Here is an 18,420-nt window from a genome sequence, read left to right on the forward strand (position 1 = left end):
AATTCGCTGTTGACGAATTGGCAATGGGATACGGCGAAATGCACACAAAAGAAAACCGGCAGGCTTTTGGCCTGCCGGAGCGTTAAATCGAAACCGGGCTTATTGACCGGTCGGTACTGCGTTCGGATCGGCAGGCTGCGCCGGTGCCGGGGCGGCAGTGCCGGACGCGGCAGGAGCCGGAGCCGTCTGCGCGGGCGCTGCTGCGCCATTATTGGTCGGAACGCCATTTCCAGCCGGAGCCGGTGTTGCGGGCGTCGTCGCCGGGCCGAGCGTGTCGAGAATGCCGTTGCCCTGGCCCTGCGTTGCCGGAATACGGTTCAGGATGTCGGTCGGGCGCGCTTCGTAGCGGGTCAGAAGACCAAGCCCGAGCGACGTCAGGAAGAACAGCGCGGCGAGGATGCCCGTGGTGCGGGTCAGCGCATTGGCCGTTCCGCGCGCGGACATGAAGCCCGAACCGCCGCCGATACCGAGGCCGCCGCCTTCGGAACGCTGAATCAGGACCACGCCGACAAGCGCCAGCACGATCATGAGGTGAATAACAATCAAAACGGTCTGCATGACAATCCATTCCATGCCCCGCGCGGAGCACTACAAAGAAGGTTTCGCGGCTCTTTACATGAGGCGAAGGTTTATTCCAAGCCCCTTTCCAACCCCTGTGACAGGAAAGCTGGTCTCAGGCCGTCAGTTGCTCATATGCCGCATAGATGGACAGGAAGTCCGAGGCTTTCAAGCTGGCGCCGCCGATCAGCGCGCCATCCACGTTCTCAACGCCCATCAGTTCCAGCGCATTGGCGGGTTTCACCGAACCGCCATAGAGAATGCGCATGGTCTTGCCGGCATCGCCGAAGCGCTTGACAAGCTCGTCGCGCATGAAGGCATGCGCTTCGCGCACATCTTCCGTGGTCGGGGTAAGACCGGTTCCGATCGCCCAGACCGGCTCATAGGCGATGACGGTGTTTTCGGCGGTTGCCTCATCCGGCAGGGAGCCGGCCAGCTGGCGCTTGAGAATGTCGAGCGTCTGGCCCGCCTTGCGCTCATCCGCCGTCTCGCCAATGCAGACGATGGCGATGAGATCGGCCTGATGGGCGGCAACGGCCTTGGCGCGCACCAGATGATCCGTCTCGGCATGGTCGGTGCGGCGCTCGGAATGGCCGACGATGACATGGGTGCCAAAGCAGTCGGCAATCATCTCGGCAGAAATATCGCCGGTATGGGCGCCCAATGTGTTCTGGTGGCAATCCTGTCCGCCGATCATCAGGGGGCTGTCATCGCACAGCGCGGTCGCGACATAAAGCAACGTCGAAGGCGGGCAGATCAGCGCATCCACCTTTTCGGACAGCGCGCCCTTGACGCCCTCTGCCATGGCCTTGATCTGATCAAGCGAGGCACGGGTGCCGTTCATCTTCCAGTTTCCGGCAACAAGCGGTCGAACATTCGGCGTCATGCGTATCCCATTCCCTTTGTCTTGAGGCCGCCTTCGGCGGCGGCGCCTCTGCCGCAAGCGGCCCTTAATCACGACAGAAACCCTGCCGGAAATCCCGGGATATTCCTTTAAACGCAGCCGGCAACAAATGGTACAAAAAAGCGGCCTAAAGGTTCAAAACGGCGTGCAGAATCGCAAAATTTGCCAATCCTGACCCAAATGGCGGCCTCAGCGGCTCAAAATCCAGTTCAAGACCGCCCGCCAGTCGGTCATGCGCACCGGTGTACCGTGGCTGCCGGTCTCATATCGCGTAAATCGAGCGGGCTCACCGGATTTCAGCAAACCGCGAAAAATGGCCGCCTGCTGATCGGCCGAATAAACCTTGTCGGCGCTGCCATGGGTGAACCACACCGGCTTTTTTGCCCTGGCAAAAACGCTCTTGGGGAAATCAGGATCGACCGCACCGCCGAGGATCGCCATGCCCTTGAGGTTTGCAACGGCGGCCTTGTCGCGGCTGATGCCGTAGCAGATGAAACTGCCCATGGAAGCGCAGGTCAGCACGACAGGCTTGCCGCCCGACTTTTTGGCCGCATCGGCAATCAGCGCCGCGATATCGGCAACGCCGTTCTCATCGAAGGAGCGCACGCTCGGCGCATAATAGGTACCGCCATTGGCGACGGCCAGATTTTTCAGCCGATTGAAATTGCCGCCGAACGTATAGTCGTTCATGCCGAGCCGCCGGTCGCCGCCACGCCCGTGAATGAAGATGACGGTGAAGGCCTGCCCGCTTGCCGGCCCGACGCGGCCGACCTCAAGCGCCCTGCCCTCAACGGAAACACTTTCCAGCGCCTGCGCCTTCTTCGGCGTCATATCCACATATTGCCGTTTCACCCGCCGCTCCGGCACCTCGTCGCGGCCGTTAATGTCGCGCATTTCCTGATAGTCGACGACTTCTGAAGCGCCGCCATCGGCCGTGGAAAGCACCGTCTGGGCGGAAAACAGCTCATCCTTGAAGGGGCGCAGCGGCCCGTCGGAGGCGAAGGCTGCAACCGGCATGGCCGCAACAGTCAGGCTAAAAAGAGTACAAAACGTGAAATGAGCTGTGGACATGCCTTGGCTAACCGTTCATTCGTGGCTGCGAGACTTGCCATTGCAACCTCGCCAGCGCAATCCTCCTGTTGCGAAACCCTGACACAATCGTGGCATAGGATGCGCTGCGTTTGCCAGACGGCCCCACTGGAATCGGACGGGAACCGCGTTTGGCGTTATGATTGACGCTACTGGCATAATGATTCGCATGGCGAAATTCTGACACACGACTTTGAACTTTGGACATGATGGACGACAGCAACGATCTCTTCTCCGGTCTTCCGGCAGCACGAAACAGCGAAACGGAAACGAACGAGGATACGGTGAAAGCCGTAAATGCCCCGGCGACCGCAGCCGCCAACGCGAATGTGCAGCCGAAACCCGCAGCCGTTGCGGCCGTCACGCCGCCTGCCCCGCCCGCGCCCGTGTCTCCTTCCGGTGACGATTACGGCGCCTCGTCGATCCGCGTGCTCGAAGGGCTGGAACCGGTGCGCATGCGTCCCGGTATGTATATTGGCGGCACCGATGAAAAGGCGCTGCACCATCTCTTCGCCGAAGTCATCGACAATTCCATGGACGAGGCCGTCGCCGGCCACGCCAATTTCATCGAGGTCCATCTCGATGCCGAAGGTTTCCTGACAGTCACCGACAATGGCCGCGGCATTCCGGTGGAAAACCACCCGCAGGTTCCGGGCAAGTCGACGCTCGAAGTCATCATGACCAAGCTGCACGCCGGCGGCAAGTTCGACGGCAAAGCCTATGAGACATCGGGCGGTCTGCACGGCGTCGGCGTATCCGTGGTCAATGCGCTGTCCGATCTTCTGGAAGTGGAAGTGGCGCGTAATCGCAAGCTTTACCGCCAGCGCTTTTCGCGCGGCGCGCCGATCGGCGGGCTTGAGGAACTGGGGGATGTGCACAATCGTCGCGGAACCCGCGTACGTTTCCATCCCGATCCGCAGATCTTCGGCGATCACGCCAAGTTCGAACCGGCCCGCATCTTTCGCATGGCCCGTTCCAAGGCTTATCTCTTCGGCGGCGTCGAAATCCGCTGGAGCTGCGATCCCGGCTTGGTGCCGGCCGGCGGTGAAATCCCCGAAAAGGCCGTGTTCCATTTCCCCGGCGGCCTGAAGGATTATCTTGCCGCCACGCTCGGCAAGGAATTCACCGTCACCCGTGAGATTTTCTCCGGCCGCACGGAAAAGACCGGCGGCCACGGTGCACTCGAATGGGCGGTGACCTGGTATGGCGGCGACACGCAGATTCATTCCTATTGCAATACCATTCCGACGCCCGAAGGCGGCACGCATGAGGCCGGCTTCCGCATTGCGCTCACCAAGGGCCTGAAGAACTACGCGGATTTGACGCAGAACAAGCGCGCCAAGGACATCACCACCGACGACGTGATGATCTCTGCCGCCGGCATGCTCTCCGTTTTCATCCGCGAGCCGGAATTCGTCGGCCAGACCAAGGACAAGCTCGCCACCGTCGAGGCACAGCGCATCGTCGAAAACGCGCTGCGCGATCCCTTCGACCATTATCTCGCCGGCAATCCGGGCGAAGCGGCAAAGCTGCTCGACTGGGTGATCGAGCGCGCCGAAGAGCGCCTGCGCCGCCGCAAGGAAAAGGAAGTCAACCGCAAGACCGCGGTGCGCAAGCTGCGCCTGCCCGGCAAGCTCGCGGACTGCGCCCAGAACACGGCGGAAAATGCGGAACTTTTCATCGTCGAGGGTGACTCGGCCGGCGGCTCGGCCAAGCAGGCGCGTAACCGCGCCAATCAGGCCATCCTGCCGCTGCGCGGCAAGATCCTCAACGTCGGCAGTGCCAGCCGCGAAAAGCTCTCGGCCAACCAGCAGATCGCCGATCTCATCCAGGCGCTCGGCTGCGGTACCCGCACCAAGTACCGCGAAGAAGATTTGCGGTATGAGCGCATCATCATCATGACCGATGCCGATGTCGACGGCGCCCATATCGCCTCGCTGCTCATCACCTTCTTCTATCAGGAAATGCCGGAACTCATTCGCGGCAATCACCTGTACCTCGCCGTGCCGCCGCTCTACGTCATCCGTCAGGGTGCCAAGAGCGCCTATGCCCGCGACGACGCCCACCGCGCCGAGTTGATGGAAACCATGTTCAAGGGCAAGAAGGTCGAAATCGGCCGCTTCAAAGGCCTCGGCGAAATGATGGCCCAGCAGCTGAAGGAAACCACCATGGATCCCGAAAAGCGCACCCTGCTGCGTGTCGAGATCGATGATGTGGATTTCGAAGGCACCCGCGAAGCCGTCGACAATCTGATGGGCACCAAGGCCGATGCCCGCTTCCGTTTCATTCAGGAACGGGCGGCATTCGCGGATAATCTGGATATCTGATCGTCCGGATGAACTCTTGAAAGGCAGCGCATGGCGCTGCCTTTTGTGTTGATGGGAGGCAACATCATGCGGATTGTGCTGACGGGCAGTTCCGGTCGGGTCGGCCGCGCGATTTTCAGTGCCCTTGCCGGCAGGCACGCTGTCACCGGCATGGATCGCTCCCCCTTTTCCACCACCCATATCGTCGGCGATTTTGCGGACGAGGCGCTCCTGCGCTCCGCTTTCGAACGGGCGGATGCGGTGATCCATACGGCAGCACTCCACGCCCCGCATGTCGGCATTCTTCCGGACACGGAATTCCAGCGCATCAATGTCGAGGGAACCCGTATGGTGGCGCAAGCGGCGATTGCGGCGGGCGTGCCGCGGCTGGTCTTCACCAGCACCACGGCGCTTTACGGACATGCGGTTTCCGCAGGGGCCTGCACCTTCATCGATGAAGAGACGCCGCCCCGGCCGAAAAGCATCTATCACCGCACCAAACTCGAAGCCGAACGGATGCTGGAGGCGATGGCGGGCCCGCATCTCGCCGTGCGCGTGCTTCGCATGTCCAGAAGTTTCCCGGAACCCGCCGACGTGATGGCAGCTTACAGGCTGCATCGCGGCGTCGATATTCGCGATGTCGCCGATGCCCATGTGCTGGCGCTGACCAATGCGGGAGACGATTTCCAGCGCTATATCATATCGGCAACCACCCCGTTTTCCGCCGATGACTGCGACAGCCTCGCCAAGGATGCCGCTTCCGTTCTCCGGCAGCGGACCCCGGCCCTCGCCGACGCTTTCACGCAAAGGGAATGGGCGCTGCCGGCAACGATTGACCGGATCTATTCACCCGCTCGCGCCGCCGAGCGACTGGGATGGACATCCCGCTTCGGCTTCGGGGAGGTACTTGCACAATTGGATCGGCGCAGTCTGGAGGTCCTGCCCGTGGGTGCCAATATCAGCAGGAAATCTGAATAACGTCCGGCCTTATGCCGCGACCTCCTCACGAACGCCCAGAATGCGATCGATCAGGCCCCATTCCAGAGCTTGCTCCGCCGTCATGAAAAAATCCCGGTCCATGGCCGCTTCGAATTTTTCATAGCTGTGTTTGCAATGCTCGGAATAAAGCCGCGTCATGCGGTGCTTGGTCAGCCGCATCTCCTCGGCATGGATCAGCATGTCCGAAGCCTGTCCCTGGAAACCGCCCAGCGGTTGATGAATGTGGATGCTGGCATTGGGAAGGGCGCTCCGCTCGCCCGGTGCACCCGCCATCAGCAGAAACGATCCCATGGAGCGGGCCGTTCCCATGCACAGTGTATGAACCGGTGCGCGGATATAATGCATGGTGTCATACATGGCGAGACCGCTGGTCACCACACCGCCCGGCGAATTGATATAGAGATGGATCGGTTTCTTGGGGTTTTCCGCCTCGAGAAACAGCAATTGCGCGCAGACCAGCGCGGAAACCGTATCGTTCACCTCGCCGTTGAGAAAAATGATCCTTTCCCGCAGCAGCCGGGAATAAATGTCGAAAGACCTTTCTCCCCTTGACGATTGTTCGACTACCATAGGGACGAGTTGCATCGTTTCGCGCATTGGCGAACTCCTGTCGTTAAGAATGTCGGGGAACGGGTCGGATCAGGCCGCGAGCTTGATCGCCGAACCGTTGTGGTTTGCGGCGGCCTTTGTCACCCGGCCGGGCCTGGTGACCGGCAACGCATGAATGACCCGCAGGCTGGTGCCACCACGGTCATTCGATGCGATCCTGAAGGTGACGGTGCTTTCCAGAAATGGCGGAACATTCTCCCGCAACCTGTAGCAGACTTCCTCACCGGGCGTGACATTGACCGCCTCCGGTTCCGCCAGGGCTTCCTGTGGCAACCAGTGCTCGCGAAACGCCGGAATACTGATTGCGCGCCAGACCTTCTGCGGCGGCTCATCGAGATCATATTCAAGCTCTAAATCGTTTTTCGGCGCTTCGGGTATTTGCCTGTTCATTGATCCATATCCTTCAGCAGGAGCTTGAGAGCCTCTATGCGCTCTGGCCAATAGGCGCGGTATTTGCCGAGCCATGCCGCAATGCGCGTCAGCCCGTCCGGATCGACCTCGTAATTGACGAAACGGCCTTGCCGCCTTTCAACCACGAGCCCTGCCCCGCGCAGAACCGACAGGTGCTGCGACATGGCCGGCTGGCTGATCTCGATCCCTTCGCGCAGGGCAGAAGCGTTCATGGCGCCATCCGCCAGCTTTTCGAAAATGGCGCGCCGTGTCGGATCGGCCAGCGCCCGGAAAATATCGTTCTCTGTCATGAAGACACATAAGCACACACTTATGCGATTCACAAGCCCCGGGGTCTCGTATCCGTCTTGCGAGCCGGCTTTTTGGAAACCCATATTCTCTCCGGCCGTGAACGCTTTATGCCCTCGCGCGTTTTCATCCGGCCTGATAATCTTCAGGCGGGGGAGCGATCAAAACAAGTGACTGCATTTACGGTATTCATTGCCATTCTTCTCCTGGTCATCGGATCGGGCCTGTTTGTCGTCATCGGCAAACAGCGGGAAAAAGCCATTCCCAAGCGCCCCTCCACCGCCCTGCCCGTTGCGGAGGATAAAACCCGGCTTGACCGGCACTGGCAGTCGATACGGAACGGCTGGAGCAAAAAAAACGCGCTCTGCCTGCTGCATTCCAACCTTGATGCCTTTGCGGTGCGCGTGGCGGCTGCACGCGCGGCGGGACGCAGCCTCGATCTCATGTATTACATGTGGAATGCCGATCTTACCGGGCGGCTGATGATGCGCGAAGTTATCGCCGCCGCCGACCGGGGCGTGCGTGTAAGGCTGCTTCTGGATGATCTCGGCGTTTCGATCTCCGACCGCATCTTCCACGCCATCGACAGCCACCCCAATATCGAACTGCGGCTGTTTAATCCAACAAGAGCGCGGGAAAACATTCTCTATCGCAGCCTGGAACTCATCCTGCGCTTCCGAAGCGTCAACCGGCGCATGCACAACAAGGCGTGGATTGCCGACGGACGCGCGCTCATCGTCGGCGGGCGCAATATTGGCGATGCCTATTTCGATGCCGCCGAGCGGGCGAATTTCCACGATTTCGATGTGCTCGGTTTCGGCAGGATCGTTGCCGATGCCACCGAAATCTTCGACGACTACTGGAACAGTGCGGTTTCCGTGCCGGTGCGCTCGCTTCTGGCAAGACGACCGAGCAAGCTTGCGAGATTGCGTCGCGAGCTTGACGCCCTGCCGCAAAGCGAGGCCGCCAAACCCTATCTGGAGCGTGTCGAAAGCCAGTATGGCAGCGGCCATTTCCTGATGTCGGATCGCCTTCACTGGGTCGATACCGCCGATGTGCTTGCCGATCCGCCGGAGAAAGCGGCGGGAAAACGCCGCAAGGGCCATAACTTCCTGATGGAAAGCCTGCTGCCGCTGATGCAGGCGGCAAGCGAGAGCCTGCACATCACCTCCCCCTATTTCATTCCCGGCAAACAGGGCGTGGACATTTTCCTGAATCTGGCCGAGCGCGGCGTGTCGGTCGCCATCCTCACCAATTCGCTGGCCGCAACCGATGTGGCCGCCGTTCACGCCGGTTACGCCCGTTATCGAAAACCGCTTCTGCTGGGCGGCGTGAACCTGCATGAATTACGCTCCCAGGCGGACCAGGGCAGCTTCACGCTACGTGGTTCGGGACAGGCAAGCCTTCACACCAAGGCCTTCACCCGCGACGGCAAGACCGGCTATATCGGCTCGCTCAATTTTGACCCGCGCTCCGCCTCGCTCAACACCGAAATGGGCGTCGTCTTCAACTCGGCCCCGCTGGTTGCCCGCATGGACGAGATATTCTCCGATGAGATCCGCCGCATGATGAGTTTCGAGCTGGGTATGGACAATGACGACCGTCTCCTCTGGATGACGGAAGAACAGGGTCAGCCCAAAATATACCGGCGCGAACCCGATGCTGCCATCAGCCGTCGGATCATCGCCGGTATCATGCGCATCCTGCCGCTTGAATCGCAGCTTTGAGAATGAACGCCGGTCAGGCTGCGGGTCTCACCCCGGCCTTGGCCAATTGTATCTGCACCAGCGTATCGAGGTTCTGGTTCACGCGGCAGTAGAATTCCTCGTCGATGAAGGGCCGCAGCATGAAATCATTGCCGCCCGCCTTCAGGAACCGGGCTGATAGCAGCCGGTTGGTGGAAGAGGAAACGCCGATGATGCGCAGCTCATGCGAACCGCGCACGGTGCGAATGCGCCGCGTCAGTTCGAAACCGTCAATATCCGGCATGTTATAGTCCGTCACCACCAGCCCGATATCGGGGTTGGCCTTCAATATTTCGAGCGCCTTGGCACCGCTATCGGCAAGGCTGACGCGGAAATTATAGCGTTTCAGACGGCTGGAAAGCAGCGCCCGCGCCGTCGGGCTGTCATCGACGATCAGCACATGGTGGCGGTGGTTGGTGAGAAACCGGCAGACGGATTCCGTCAGCATGTCAACGGCGAAGATGTTGTCTTTCAGAATATAATCGACCACATCCTTGGCGATCAGCGTCTCGCGGGTCGCCTCGTGGAAGGTGCTGGTGAAAACGATGGTCGGGATCGAAAGGTCGATCAGATATTCCAGCGCCTCGCCCTTTTCCGCCCCCGGCAGGTTGATGTTGGAAATTGCCAGCGTCACCGGTTCGGGCGAATGTTCGTAGCAGGCCTGCAACTCCTCAAAAGAGCGGCACACCTCCACCGTTACGCCCAGCATCTCCTTCAGGCGCATGCTCACCATCTGGGTGAAAACGTTGCTGTCTTCCGCAAGCAAAATGCGGTTATTGGTAAAAGGCACGCCCGAATATTGCATGCCCGTAATGCCGAGAAAATTCATCCTGCCCCAGTCCCCCGTCGTATTTTAGGGAAAATAGCAGGCGCGTTTTGCAGAATAATTAATGACACTTTTGCCGGCAAACGAGTTACGCACATGCTTACCTAAACGGAAATACGGCCCGCAAGGGCCGTATTGTCAGTGCGGATAGAAGCGGTCTCAGGCGCGCAGCAGCGCATTCTCCGTATCGAACGGGCTTTCTTCCACCACTTCGGCATCATAAAGCGTTCCGAGAATGCGGATTTTCAGCTTCGTGCCGATGGCCGCATATTCCGGTTTGAGCATGGCAAGCGCAATCGACTTGCCGATGCGCCAGCCAAAACCGCCGCTGGTGACGCGGCCGGCAAGAGCGCCGTTCTCGTCGGAGATCGCTTCAGACCCACGCGCATCCACATCCGTATTGCCGGTAACGGTCAGCGTCGAGAACACCCATTTCACCCCGGCCTCCTTATAGGCAACCAGCGCATCGCGGCCGATGAAGCTCTTTTCCGGACGCAGGAAGCGGTCAAGGCCGGATTCATAGGCGTTATATTCCACCGAAAGCTCGCGCCCCATATTGCGATAGGACTTTTCGAGCGACATGGACACCATGGCGCGGATGCCGAAGGGCTTGATGCCGAATTCGGCGCCTGCCTCCATCAACCGGTCAAAGATGTAGTTCTGCATCTCGATCGGATGGTGGAGTTCCCAGCCCAGTTCACCGACGAAATTGACGCGCAGCGCATGCGCCGTCGCAACACCGACGGAAATCTGCTTTGCCGTCAGCCACGGGAAATCCTTGTTCTCGAGGCTGGTGCGGGTCAGCTTTTTCAAAAGATCGCGCGACTTCGGACCGGCAAGCACCAGCACGCCGTATTTCTGGGTGATCGGCTGCAGCACCACGGAACCGTCGGTCGGGGCAAGCCGGCGCAGGACGTCGTGGTCATGCGCCTCCAGACCACCGGCCGAAACCAGGTAGAACCGGCCCGGAGCCCATTCATAAACGGTGAATTCCACCTTCACGCCGCCATTCGGCGTCAGAAGATGCGTCAGTGCGATGCGGCCGCGCTTCTTCGGCACGATGTTGGCCAGAATGCTGTCCAGCCAGGCACGCGCACCCGGGCCGGAGACTTCCATCTTTGCGAAGGCGGACATATCAAGCACGCCGACATTCTGGGTGACGTTCTTCACCTCATTGCCGACATGTTCGAAATAATTCGAACGGCGGAACGACCATTTCTCGACGATACGGCCATCATCCAAGGCCGGCGCATGGTTGTGGCTGGTGATGACATCGGCACCCACGCCAAGGTCTTCCTCGCGCAGCGCATAACCTTCCGGCGCATACCAGTTGGCACGCTCCCAGCCATAAACGGAGCCGAACACGCCGCCGAGCTTCTTCAGACGGTCATAAACCGGCGTCGTCTTCAGCGGACGGGCGGCGGAGCGCTCTTCGTCCGGATAATGCATGGTGAAGACATTGGCATAGGCTTCTTCATTCTTGGCGATGAGATAGCCTTCCGTTGCGTAAGGCCCGAAACGGCGCGGATCGACACCCATCAGGTCGAGCGTCGGCTCGCCGTCGACGATCCATTCGGCCAGCTGCCAGCCAGCGCCACCGGCAGCGGTGATGCCGAAGGAATGGCCTTCGTTCAGCCAGAAATTCTTCAGCCCCGGTGCGGGGCCGACAATCGGGTTGCCGTCAGGCGTATAAGCGATCGCGCCATTATAGACCTTCTTGATACCCACTTCGCCGAAGGCCGGAACGCGCACCATCGCCGTTTCGATATGCGGCATCAGGCGGTCGAGTTCTTCCTGGAACAGCTCATATTCGCTGTCATCGGAAGGGCCGTCGACATAACAGACCGGCGCGCCGACTTCGTAAGGACCGAGGATCAGGCCGCCCGCCTCCTCGCGCATGTACCAGGCCGAGTCGGATTCACGCAGCACGCCCATTTCCGGCAGGCCCTGACGGCGGCGTTCCTGGATGGCCGGGTGCGGCTCGGTGACGATATATTGATGCTCGACCGGGATGACGGGAATATTGATGCCGACCATCTCGCCAGTCTTGCGGGCGAAGGAGCCCGTGCAGGAGATGATATGTTCGGCGATGATCTCGCCCTTGTCGGTCGTCACCTTCCAGTGACCGTCTTCCAGCTGCTCGATGGCGGTGACGGTGGTATTGCGATAGATCGTCGCCCCGCGGTCACGCGCGCCCTTGGCCAATGCCTGTGTCAGATCGGCAGGCTGGATATAACCGTCATCCGGGTGCTGGATGGCGCCGAGCAGGCCGTCCGTCTCGCAGAGCGGCCAGATTTCCTTCACCTGTTCCGGCGTCAGCATGTTGACGCGCACGCCGATGGTCTCTGCAATGCCGGCATAATACATATATTCGTCCCAGCGATCCTTGGTGCGGGCGAGACGTATGTTGGAGACCTTGGAAAAACCGACATTCATGCCGGTCTCTTCCTGAAGCTCCTCATAGAACTTCACGGAATATTTGTGTATCTGGCCGACGGAGTAGCTCATGTTGAACAGCGGCAGGAGACCGGCCGCATGCCAGGTGGAGCCCGAGGTCAGTTCCTTGCGCTCGATGAGAACGCTGTCGCTCCAGCCCTTCTTGGCAAGATGATAAAGCGTCGAGACGCCGACGACGCCGCCACCGATTACCACCGCCCGTGCATGTGTCTTCATTTCCAGAACCCCTAAAAAGCGCCGGCATAACCTGCCGTGCCGCCAAATCGATGGGAGGAATATGAAGCGCCCGGCGGCCGTTCAGCCGCCTGATTGCGACATGGCCATAAGGTGCTGCGACAGGCGTGAAAATGCGGAGCATGCCGGACGAAGGTGGCGCAGCTTTACCGCTCGTTTCTTCTCCCCGAGGGGGAGAAGGTGGCCCGAAGGGGCGGATGAGGGAGGCAAGCTCGCAGGTGATCTCTGCCCTCGCCCCTTCATCCCGCTGCCGCGACCTTCTCCCCGGAGGGAAGAAGGTGACAAGCCGCACATCCCAGCCCAATAACGTCCACACCTTGAGGCAAATAGCAGACTAGGCTTTCGCGCCCGGCTTCTCCTTCAGCTCGGTCACCTTGTCGTCTTTCGACGTTTCTTTCTCAGGCGCTGCCGCGCCCGTATGCGCCACCACCGCCTTCTCGCCCTCCTCCGCAAGCAGCGCCGCCAGCATCTGCGGGTTGGCGTCGCCCTCCACGTGGATATTGAGGTTGCGCTGCGGGAAGGGAATATCGATCCCCTCCTCGCGGAAACGCTTGAGGATGGCGATCCTCAGCGCATTCTTCACGCCAAGCCCGTTTGACAGATCGGCAAGGTGGAAACGCAATTCGAAATCCAGCGAGAAATCGCCGAAGCGGAGGAATTCCACATGCGGTTCGGGGTTGCGCAGCACCGGCGGCTGCGCCCGCACCAGCTCCAGCAGGATATCCATCACCTTCTGCGGATCGGAATCATAAGCCACGGAAACCGGTATTTCCGCCCGCATGATGCGGTTGCGGTGCGTCCAGTTGCCGACCGAGGAATTGATGAACTCGGAATTCGGCACGATGATCGACTGGCCGCGAAAGGTTTCGATCTCCGTTGCGCGCACGGAAAGCCGCTTGACGGTGCCTTCCGTCGTGCCTGTCACCACCCAGTCACCCACCTTGAAGGGACGCTCCACCAGCAGGATGAGACCGGAGACGAAGTTCGACACGATGTTCTGGAGGCCAAAACCGATACCGACGGAAAGAGCAGAGGCGACCAGCGCGAGACTGGAGAGGTTGAGACCGGCGGAGGACACACCGAAGATGGCCGCAACCGCAATGCCGAGATAACCGATACCCGTTTTGACCGAGTTGCGCACGCCGGCATCCACCTGCCCGCGCGCCATGACGTTGTTGTCCAGCCATTTCTGGAACCAGCGCGTAATGATGTAACCGATGGCAAAAACGAGGACGCCGCCGAACAGGCCGATCAGCGAGATCGAGGCATTGCCGACGGTGATGCCGGTCAGCAGGCGATAGGCCCAGCTTTCAATGTCGCCAGGCTGAAACCCCCAGGAAAACAGGATGAGCGGCACGCCGAAAGCAAGTGCGACGGCATAGATGCCGAGCCCAGCAACAAGGCCGGCCTGATCGAGCGCAACCGGCCCGAGACCGAAACGACGCCCGAGATAACGGCCGGCAAGGGATTCCGCAAAGGCGCCCTGCCTCGAAATCGCCTTGCCGGAGAGAATGCCGATATACATCGTTGCAAGCACCGCACCGGTGGCGACGATCTGCGTGGCAAGGAAGCGGGAAAGACCGACATAACCCGTGAGGCACGCGCCGATGAGCACCAGGCCGCCAACCCTGAGCAGAATGACGAGCCAGCGCGGCAGGCGCTGGTTTCCGGTCTCGTAATCCTGCCCCTCGCCGATCACCGGCCGCAGGAACGATACGGTGAGCAGGATGATGCCGATGATGATGGAGGCAACGAAACTCTTGGCAACGGTGACGATAAGCGGCGAATAAAGCGTCTCGCTGATCGTGCCGAACAGATAGTCGAGGCCGTTGACCAGCGCCATCAGGAGCACCGCCGACGACAGCGTATGCGCACCCTTGTTGGAAACCTGCAACAGACGCCACTCCGGCTGCGTCGGCGCAAAGATCGCATAGCTCAGACGCGACACGAAATAAACGAAGCCGGTGATCGCCATGGCCCCGAACAGGATCGGCGCTATGTCGGAGCGAAGCACGTTGAAATTATCGAGGAAAAAGGCCGAGGTCACCAGGAACAGGAAGAGCGAAAGCGACTGCACCATGGTTGACCAGAAGGCCACCGAAAGCCGTCGCAGATAGGACGGCTCGCCGGTAAAGGCGCGCCTGTCCATGCGGCTGCCGAAAAAGCGATAACCGCCCACCAGAAACAGCAGCGCCGCCATGATCGACAGCACCACGGCGCCGAACATCGGCAGGCGCTTGTAGTTCCAGACGAAACCGGCCCAGCTGCTGAAGGCATTGTTAAGGTTGGTCAGCTCGGTGACAAAGGCGGAAGAGGCGTCACCCAGCGTCTGGGCGGAAACCTCCGTGCGCTTAAACAGCGTGGCGGCAAAAAGCGCCCGGCGAATCGCGGTGATATTGTTGGAAATCTGCGCGGCATTGGTGGCGGTGCTCTCCACCTCCCCGGCAATCGCGTTTACCTCTGCCCGCTCCGCCGTCAGCCGCGCACGCTCTTCCGTCACCATGCTGGCTTCCGGCGGCTGGTCATCCGCGGGGGCAGCGCCGAGCGCGTCCAGCCGGGTCTTGATCTGGTCGAGGCGAGTACGCAGCTTGGTATTGGTGGCAGACGCATCGGCGGCAATGGTGTCGGCGCGCCCTTTTAGGTCCACCAGCTGCACGTCATCGCTGCCGCCCGCCTCCACCTGTTTGGCGATGGCCGAAACATCCGCCTTCCATTTTTCCAGATCCGCTCTCGCCTGCTCGACGGCGGAAGCCTGGATCACGACCGGTGCGGACGGCGTTGTCCCTTCCTGCGCCGATGCCGGCATTGCGGACAGGAAAAAACCGCCAAGCACGGAGAGCATCATGGTCATCATTGCGGCCATGGCGGTCCTTTGCCACCGGCCGGACACACGCCCACCCGTCATCCGCCTGTCGTCAATCAATCCGCCGAACATCAACCGCACATCCATGCCTTTCGTCTCTAAACACCGCTTCAGGCTATTTACCGCCTGCAGCGAGGAAAACCACCCGCATAAAGCGAGGTTTTCGGGTCGCTGCCTTGCTTTTCACCCGGAGAATCATCACCTTTGATAGTGCAGCAAACATGGGAGGAAATCATGGAATCTGCTGGTATTGGCTGGATCGCAGCTATCATCATCGGTGGTGTCGCCGGGTGGCTCGCCGAACAATTCATGAAAAGCAATATGGGTGTTTTCATGAACATCCTTCTCGGAATCGTCGGCGCGATCGTCGCCAACGCCATATTGTCGGTTTTCGGAATCGTTTTGACCGGCTGGATCGGTTACCTCATCGCCGGCTTCATCGGCGCCTGCATCCTCATCCTTATCGGTCGAGCTTTCAGACGCGGCTGAACAAAATGGAAAATCGGTAAAAGCCCGGATTTCCAGACTTTTCCAGCGCGACTGAAATTTTTTCGTCACAAAAATCGAAGAAATTTCATTTCCGCGCTGGACAAGCCCAAACTTCCCCTTTATAGCCCCCCTCACACCGCCACACGGTGTCGGTCGGGTGATTAGCTCAGTTGGTAGAGCAGCTGACTCTTAATCAGCGGGTCGTAGGTTCGAGCCCTACATCACCCACCAAATTCTCCTAAAATGACAAGACGTTGCGATGCTTACCTGAAGCATCGCATGAGCGCCCGAAACGAAGCAATCAGTCTTCGAAGAAGGCCTGCGCGAGAAACATCGTCCGTCGCTACCGCGGACGGGCATCCCCGAAAAATAGCCGTGCTACCTCTACAACTTCGTTTCCGTTAGGCTTTTTGCCCCGATGAAGCGCGGCTCCAATGGCCGACCCGCAATACGGCCGCCGAATTCCTCGGTGAAAGGCACCGGCGCTGCCTGCTTTACCGCATTGATGGCGGAATCGATGAAGGCTTGCCGTCTCGGGCTCTCCTCTTGTGGGCGTGAGGCGATAACGACGACCTTGCCCCTTATCTGCCCATCCTTGTGCAGAATGAACCGCAACGTCACGACGAGACCCTCGGTATCCTCCGGCGGCATCCAGCAGGCATAGATCGCGTCGAACATTTCATTGAGATTGCTGGCCGGGGTCGGATCCTTGCACTGCCGCGGCTGGCCTGAAGCCGGCGTCGAAGCGCCTCCAGCGAGAATGGCCAGGGCCACCAGCGCCGACATCTGGAGGCCGCGGACCACAAAAAACAAGCGATTGAACAAATCCAATATCCTTTTTCGGAAGACGGCCCGCCTCCGCGTGCCAGCCGGTCATAAATTTTAAAAAGAATCTTCGTGTCAGTAAAAAATTGAAAGCGACGCGCATCGGAAACTTTTAAACGTACAACCTCGCAATCGCCATGAAATAAAGCATGAATTAGAACTTCAAAACGGCAAACAAAAACTAAAATATAAAATATTCATACACCTGAAATACAAACCAATAAATATACCGCAATAACAGCAATACAAACAAATATTTTTAGATTAAATATTTATAATATTTTTTATATTTTCGAGATATATCAAACATTACGATCGCTGCAAAAAACACCCCAATAATCGCAGCTTCGCCCCTTAACCAAAGACCACAGTTTGCATTGCAAGCCACCGGTTAAGCTGTATGCATTGCCTTGCCAGAATAATGGGCACAGGGGGATGTCATGAAATCGAAATGGGTAATGACTGCATTTTTCGCGGCGGCGATGACGGTTGCCGGTACGGCGCAGGCGGAAGACCTCGTCTTCACGCTGAAGAACGGAACTAGCTCCGTTCTCAACGCCTTTTACACGTCGCCGGTAGGCGTGAATGACTGGGAAGACGATGTTTTCGGCAAGAAGGCGCTTGGTCCCGGCGAAGAGATGGAAATCACCATCGCCGATGGCCGCACTGTCTGCAAATACGACATGCGCTTCGAATTCCAGGGCGATGCGCTCGAAGACCTCGAGGATACGCAGAACCTCTGCGAACTCGGCGAATACACCATCACCGAATAACAGCGTTGCAATCGCGGCCCTGTCCAATAGTGGCAGGGCCCGCATCCGCATGCGGGCCTCAACCGGAACTTTGGGCAAATCGCCGGAACGGGAAATATTGGCGTCGCAGCATCGCCGATTTCCCCAAAGCCGTCTCAATCATCCCTATGATTGACGCCATGAGATTGATCATCAACATATTGCTTTTTGTCCTCGGCGCGGTCGGGAGCGGGATATGTGCGTTTTTATTGTCGGCAGCGCTCGCCGATTCCGGACTTCTCGGTTCCTGTTTTGAAGGCGGCTGCGCTTATGCGGCGCTTTTTATGGTGCTTCCCGTCACATGGTTCGTTCTTTTTGCGCTTTACGTCATGGCCCTGCTGGTCTGGAGACGAAAGCCTTTCCGTAATGGAAGGCTCTGAAAAAGGGCATGGCGACGCCACCGCTACCGCGCGTTCGTTGACAGCGATCAAGACTTGCCGTTAACGTCCGCCTGCTGGGGGATTCGCTGCCAGTGATATGCGGGCCTGTAGAGCATACCCGATATCACCGGCCTCTGAATGTGCATGTCCGATTTGCGTTTTGCGTTTGCTGGACATGACGGAAAACAGGGAGACCAAACGATGCGGGCCGCAATCAATTCCCCGTCGCTTTCTATCGACACTATGGACTATCAGGCCGAGTGCCAGTTCGCACTGGAACCCTCCATCCACGGGCTGATTGAAAAAGCGGAACATGCCGGCTGGAACCGCCAGCAGGCCGCACTCGCCATCGTCGCACTCGCCAGCGAACACCTGACCGACCTGCTGTCCACGGGCCTCCCCGCGCCGGATCAGCGCCCCCTGTCCTGATACCCTCCCGCCAGCCGCGGCGGATCAGCGCCCCGGCATAATTTGGCATATCATTCCAAAAATCGATCGAGCAGGCCGGAGCGTCACCACCGTATCCGCAAGGACATTTGACGTTCCGGTGGCGTAGCCCATAAAGCAGCGCCAACAGCCCGCCCATGCCTCCCGCTTCTCTCCCAGACACACGGCCTTCCCTAGCCGGCAGCGATCCTGCCACACT

The 18,420-nt window shown here is 59.3% G+C and carries 17 protein-coding genes and 1 tRNA gene; 8 read left to right on the top strand and 10 right to left on the bottom strand.

The window, feature by feature from the left end:
• Positions 1–99: 99 nt before the first annotated feature.
• The 3 genes from secG to AC1ROR_RS05455 form a co-directional block, all read right to left on the bottom strand.
• Positions 100–558 carry a preprotein translocase subunit SecG gene (secG, locus tag AC1ROR_RS05445; protein WP_035223455.1) on the bottom strand — a complete coding sequence of 153 codons (459 nt, stop codon included), beginning with the start codon at positions 556–558 and terminating at the stop codon, positions 100–102.
• A gap of 115 nt (positions 559–673) precedes the next feature.
• Positions 674–1,444: a triose-phosphate isomerase gene (tpiA, locus tag AC1ROR_RS05450; protein WP_498588819.1), complete on the bottom strand. Its 771-nt coding sequence runs from the start codon at positions 1,442–1,444 to the stop codon at positions 674–676.
• A gap of 207 nt (positions 1,445–1,651) precedes the next feature.
• Positions 1,652–2,533, bottom strand: coding sequence for an alpha/beta fold hydrolase (locus tag AC1ROR_RS05455; protein WP_498588820.1), 882 nt, complete (start codon positions 2,531–2,533; stop codon positions 1,652–1,654).
• A gap of 224 nt (positions 2,534–2,757) precedes the next feature.
• Between AC1ROR_RS05455 and parE the strand changes: the two genes are divergently transcribed.
• Entirely contained in the window at positions 2,758–4,878 is a 2,121-nt protein-coding gene (gene parE / locus AC1ROR_RS05460) for a DNA topoisomerase IV subunit B (protein WP_498588821.1), read from the top strand.
• Between the two features lie 66 nt (positions 4,879–4,944).
• Positions 4,945–5,835: an NAD-dependent epimerase/dehydratase family protein gene (locus AC1ROR_RS05465; RefSeq protein ID WP_498588822.1), complete on the top strand. Its 891-nt coding sequence runs from the start codon at positions 4,945–4,947 to the stop codon at positions 5,833–5,835.
• Positions 5,836–5,844: 9 nt separating this feature from the next.
• Here the strand turns inward: AC1ROR_RS05465 and AC1ROR_RS05470 are convergent, their stop codons facing one another.
• Genes AC1ROR_RS05470 through AC1ROR_RS05480 form a run of 3 tightly spaced genes read right to left on the bottom strand, consistent with a single transcriptional unit; the run spans position 5,845 to position 7,166 of the window.
• Positions 5,845–6,453, bottom strand: a complete 609-nt coding sequence (locus tag AC1ROR_RS05470; RefSeq protein WP_498588823.1) for an ATP-dependent Clp protease proteolytic subunit — start codon at positions 6,451–6,453, stop codon at positions 5,845–5,847.
• Between the two features lie 42 nt (positions 6,454–6,495).
• The gene (locus AC1ROR_RS05475; protein ID WP_498588824.1) at positions 6,496–6,855 is read right to left on the bottom strand and encodes an SRPBCC family protein; all 360 of its coding nucleotides are present in this window, start codon (positions 6,853–6,855) and stop codon (positions 6,496–6,498) included.
• Positions 6,852–7,166 (bottom strand): ArsR/SmtB family transcription factor, encoded by a 315-nt coding sequence (locus AC1ROR_RS05480; RefSeq protein WP_035223222.1) that lies wholly within the window; start codon positions 7,164–7,166, stop codon positions 6,852–6,854. The genes AC1ROR_RS05475 and AC1ROR_RS05480 overlap by 4 nt, the downstream gene beginning before the upstream one ends.
• A gap of 168 nt (positions 7,167–7,334) precedes the next feature.
• Between AC1ROR_RS05480 and AC1ROR_RS05485 the strand changes: the two genes are divergently transcribed.
• Positions 7,335–8,891 (top strand): phospholipase D family protein, encoded by a 1,557-nt coding sequence (locus tag AC1ROR_RS05485; RefSeq protein ID WP_498588825.1) that lies wholly within the window; start codon positions 7,335–7,337, stop codon positions 8,889–8,891.
• Positions 8,892–8,904: 13 nt separating this feature from the next.
• On the opposite strand, the gene AC1ROR_RS05490 is transcribed toward AC1ROR_RS05485, so the two are convergent.
• From AC1ROR_RS05490 to AC1ROR_RS05500, 3 genes are all read right to left on the bottom strand, one after another.
• A complete protein-coding gene (locus tag AC1ROR_RS05490) occupies positions 8,905–9,738 on the bottom strand; it encodes a response regulator (protein WP_003495796.1) in 834 nt (277 codons plus the stop codon).
• Between the two features lie 156 nt (positions 9,739–9,894).
• On the bottom strand, positions 9,895–12,408 hold the full coding sequence (locus tag AC1ROR_RS05495) for a GcvT family protein (protein ID WP_003495794.1): 2,514 nt from the start codon (positions 12,406–12,408) through the stop codon (positions 9,895–9,897).
• A 352-nt stretch (positions 12,409–12,760) separates the two neighbouring features.
• Complete coding sequence (locus AC1ROR_RS05500) at positions 12,761–15,376, bottom strand: mechanosensitive ion channel family protein (RefSeq protein WP_498588826.1); 2,616 nt, start codon at positions 15,374–15,376, stop codon at positions 12,761–12,763.
• Between the two features lie 147 nt (positions 15,377–15,523).
• Here AC1ROR_RS05500 and AC1ROR_RS05505 point away from each other — a divergent pair, with 147 nt between their 5' ends.
• Both AC1ROR_RS05505 and AC1ROR_RS05510 read left to right on the top strand, forming a co-directional pair.
• Complete coding sequence (locus AC1ROR_RS05505; RefSeq protein ID WP_035223217.1) at positions 15,524–15,778, top strand: GlsB/YeaQ/YmgE family stress response membrane protein; 255 nt, start codon at positions 15,524–15,526, stop codon at positions 15,776–15,778.
• Positions 15,779–15,933: 155 nt separating this feature from the next.
• Positions 15,934–16,009: transfer RNA gene (locus AC1ROR_RS05510), tRNA-Lys, on the top strand.
• Between the two features lie 153 nt (positions 16,010–16,162).
• On the opposite strand, the gene AC1ROR_RS05515 is transcribed toward AC1ROR_RS05510, so the two are convergent.
• A complete protein-coding gene (locus AC1ROR_RS05515; protein WP_498589176.1) occupies positions 16,163–16,582 on the bottom strand; it encodes an energy transducer TonB in 420 nt (139 codons plus the stop codon).
• 461 nt (positions 16,583–17,043) lie between these two features.
• Between AC1ROR_RS05515 and AC1ROR_RS05520 the strand changes: the two genes are divergently transcribed.
• The 3 genes from AC1ROR_RS05520 to AC1ROR_RS05530 all read left to right on the top strand — a co-directional run bounded on the left by AC1ROR_RS05520 (position 17,044) and on the right by AC1ROR_RS05530 (position 18,203).
• Positions 17,044–17,376: a hypothetical protein gene (locus AC1ROR_RS05520; protein ID WP_035223211.1), complete on the top strand. Its 333-nt coding sequence runs from the start codon at positions 17,044–17,046 to the stop codon at positions 17,374–17,376.
• Positions 17,377–17,522: 146 nt separating this feature from the next.
• A complete protein-coding gene (locus tag AC1ROR_RS05525; RefSeq protein WP_035223207.1) occupies positions 17,523–17,774 on the top strand; it encodes a hypothetical protein in 252 nt (83 codons plus the stop codon).
• Positions 17,775–17,975: 201 nt separating this feature from the next.
• The gene (locus tag AC1ROR_RS05530) at positions 17,976–18,203 is read left to right on the top strand and encodes a hypothetical protein (RefSeq protein WP_035223204.1); all 228 of its coding nucleotides are present in this window, start codon (positions 17,976–17,978) and stop codon (positions 18,201–18,203) included.
• Positions 18,204–18,420: the final 217 nt, after the last annotated feature.

The sequence above is a fragment of the Agrobacterium sp. GW821-FHT14E08 genome, assembly GCF_058803865.1.

Bases quoted from the DNA above. Each gene is read 5' to 3' on its own strand.
- AC1ROR_RS05525 (WP_035223207.1), top strand. From the start codon at position 17,523: ATGATTGACGCCATGAGATTGATCATCAACATATTGCTTTTTGTCCTC.
- tpiA (WP_498588819.1), bottom strand. From the start codon at position 1,444: ATGACGCCGAATGTTCGACCGCTTGTTGCCGGAAACTGGAAGATGAAC.
- AC1ROR_RS05465 (WP_498588822.1), top strand. From the start codon at position 4,945: ATGCGGATTGTGCTGACGGGCAGTTCCGGTCGGGTCGGCCGCGCGATT.
- AC1ROR_RS05475 (WP_498588824.1), bottom strand. From the start codon at position 6,855: ATGAACAGGCAAATACCCGAAGCGCCGAAAAACGATTTAGAGCTTGAA.
- AC1ROR_RS05530 (WP_035223204.1), top strand. From the start codon at position 17,976: ATGCGGGCCGCAATCAATTCCCCGTCGCTTTCTATCGACACTATGGAC.
- parE (WP_498588821.1), top strand. From the start codon at position 2,758: ATGATGGACGACAGCAACGATCTCTTCTCCGGTCTTCCGGCAGCACGA.
- AC1ROR_RS05495 (WP_003495794.1), bottom strand. From the start codon at position 12,408: ATGAAGACACATGCACGGGCGGTGGTAATCGGTGGCGGCGTCGTCGGC.
- secG (WP_035223455.1), bottom strand. From the start codon at position 558: ATGCAGACCGTTTTGATTGTTATTCACCTCATGATCGTGCTGGCGCTT.
- AC1ROR_RS05455 (WP_498588820.1), bottom strand. From the start codon at position 2,533: ATGTCCACAGCTCATTTCACGTTTTGTACTCTTTTTAGCCTGACTGTT.
- AC1ROR_RS05520 (WP_035223211.1), top strand. From the start codon at position 17,044: ATGAAATCGAAATGGGTAATGACTGCATTTTTCGCGGCGGCGATGACG.
- AC1ROR_RS05480 (WP_035223222.1), bottom strand. From the start codon at position 7,166: ATGACAGAGAACGATATTTTCCGGGCGCTGGCCGATCCGACACGGCGC.
- AC1ROR_RS05490 (WP_003495796.1), bottom strand. From the start codon at position 9,738: ATGAATTTTCTCGGCATTACGGGCATGCAATATTCGGGCGTGCCTTTT.
- AC1ROR_RS05470 (WP_498588823.1), bottom strand. From the start codon at position 6,453: ATGCGCGAAACGATGCAACTCGTCCCTATGGTAGTCGAACAATCGTCA.
- AC1ROR_RS05500 (WP_498588826.1), bottom strand. From the start codon at position 15,376: ATGGATGTGCGGTTGATGTTCGGCGGATTGATTGACGACAGGCGGATG.
- AC1ROR_RS05505 (WP_035223217.1), top strand. From the start codon at position 15,524: ATGGAATCTGCTGGTATTGGCTGGATCGCAGCTATCATCATCGGTGGT.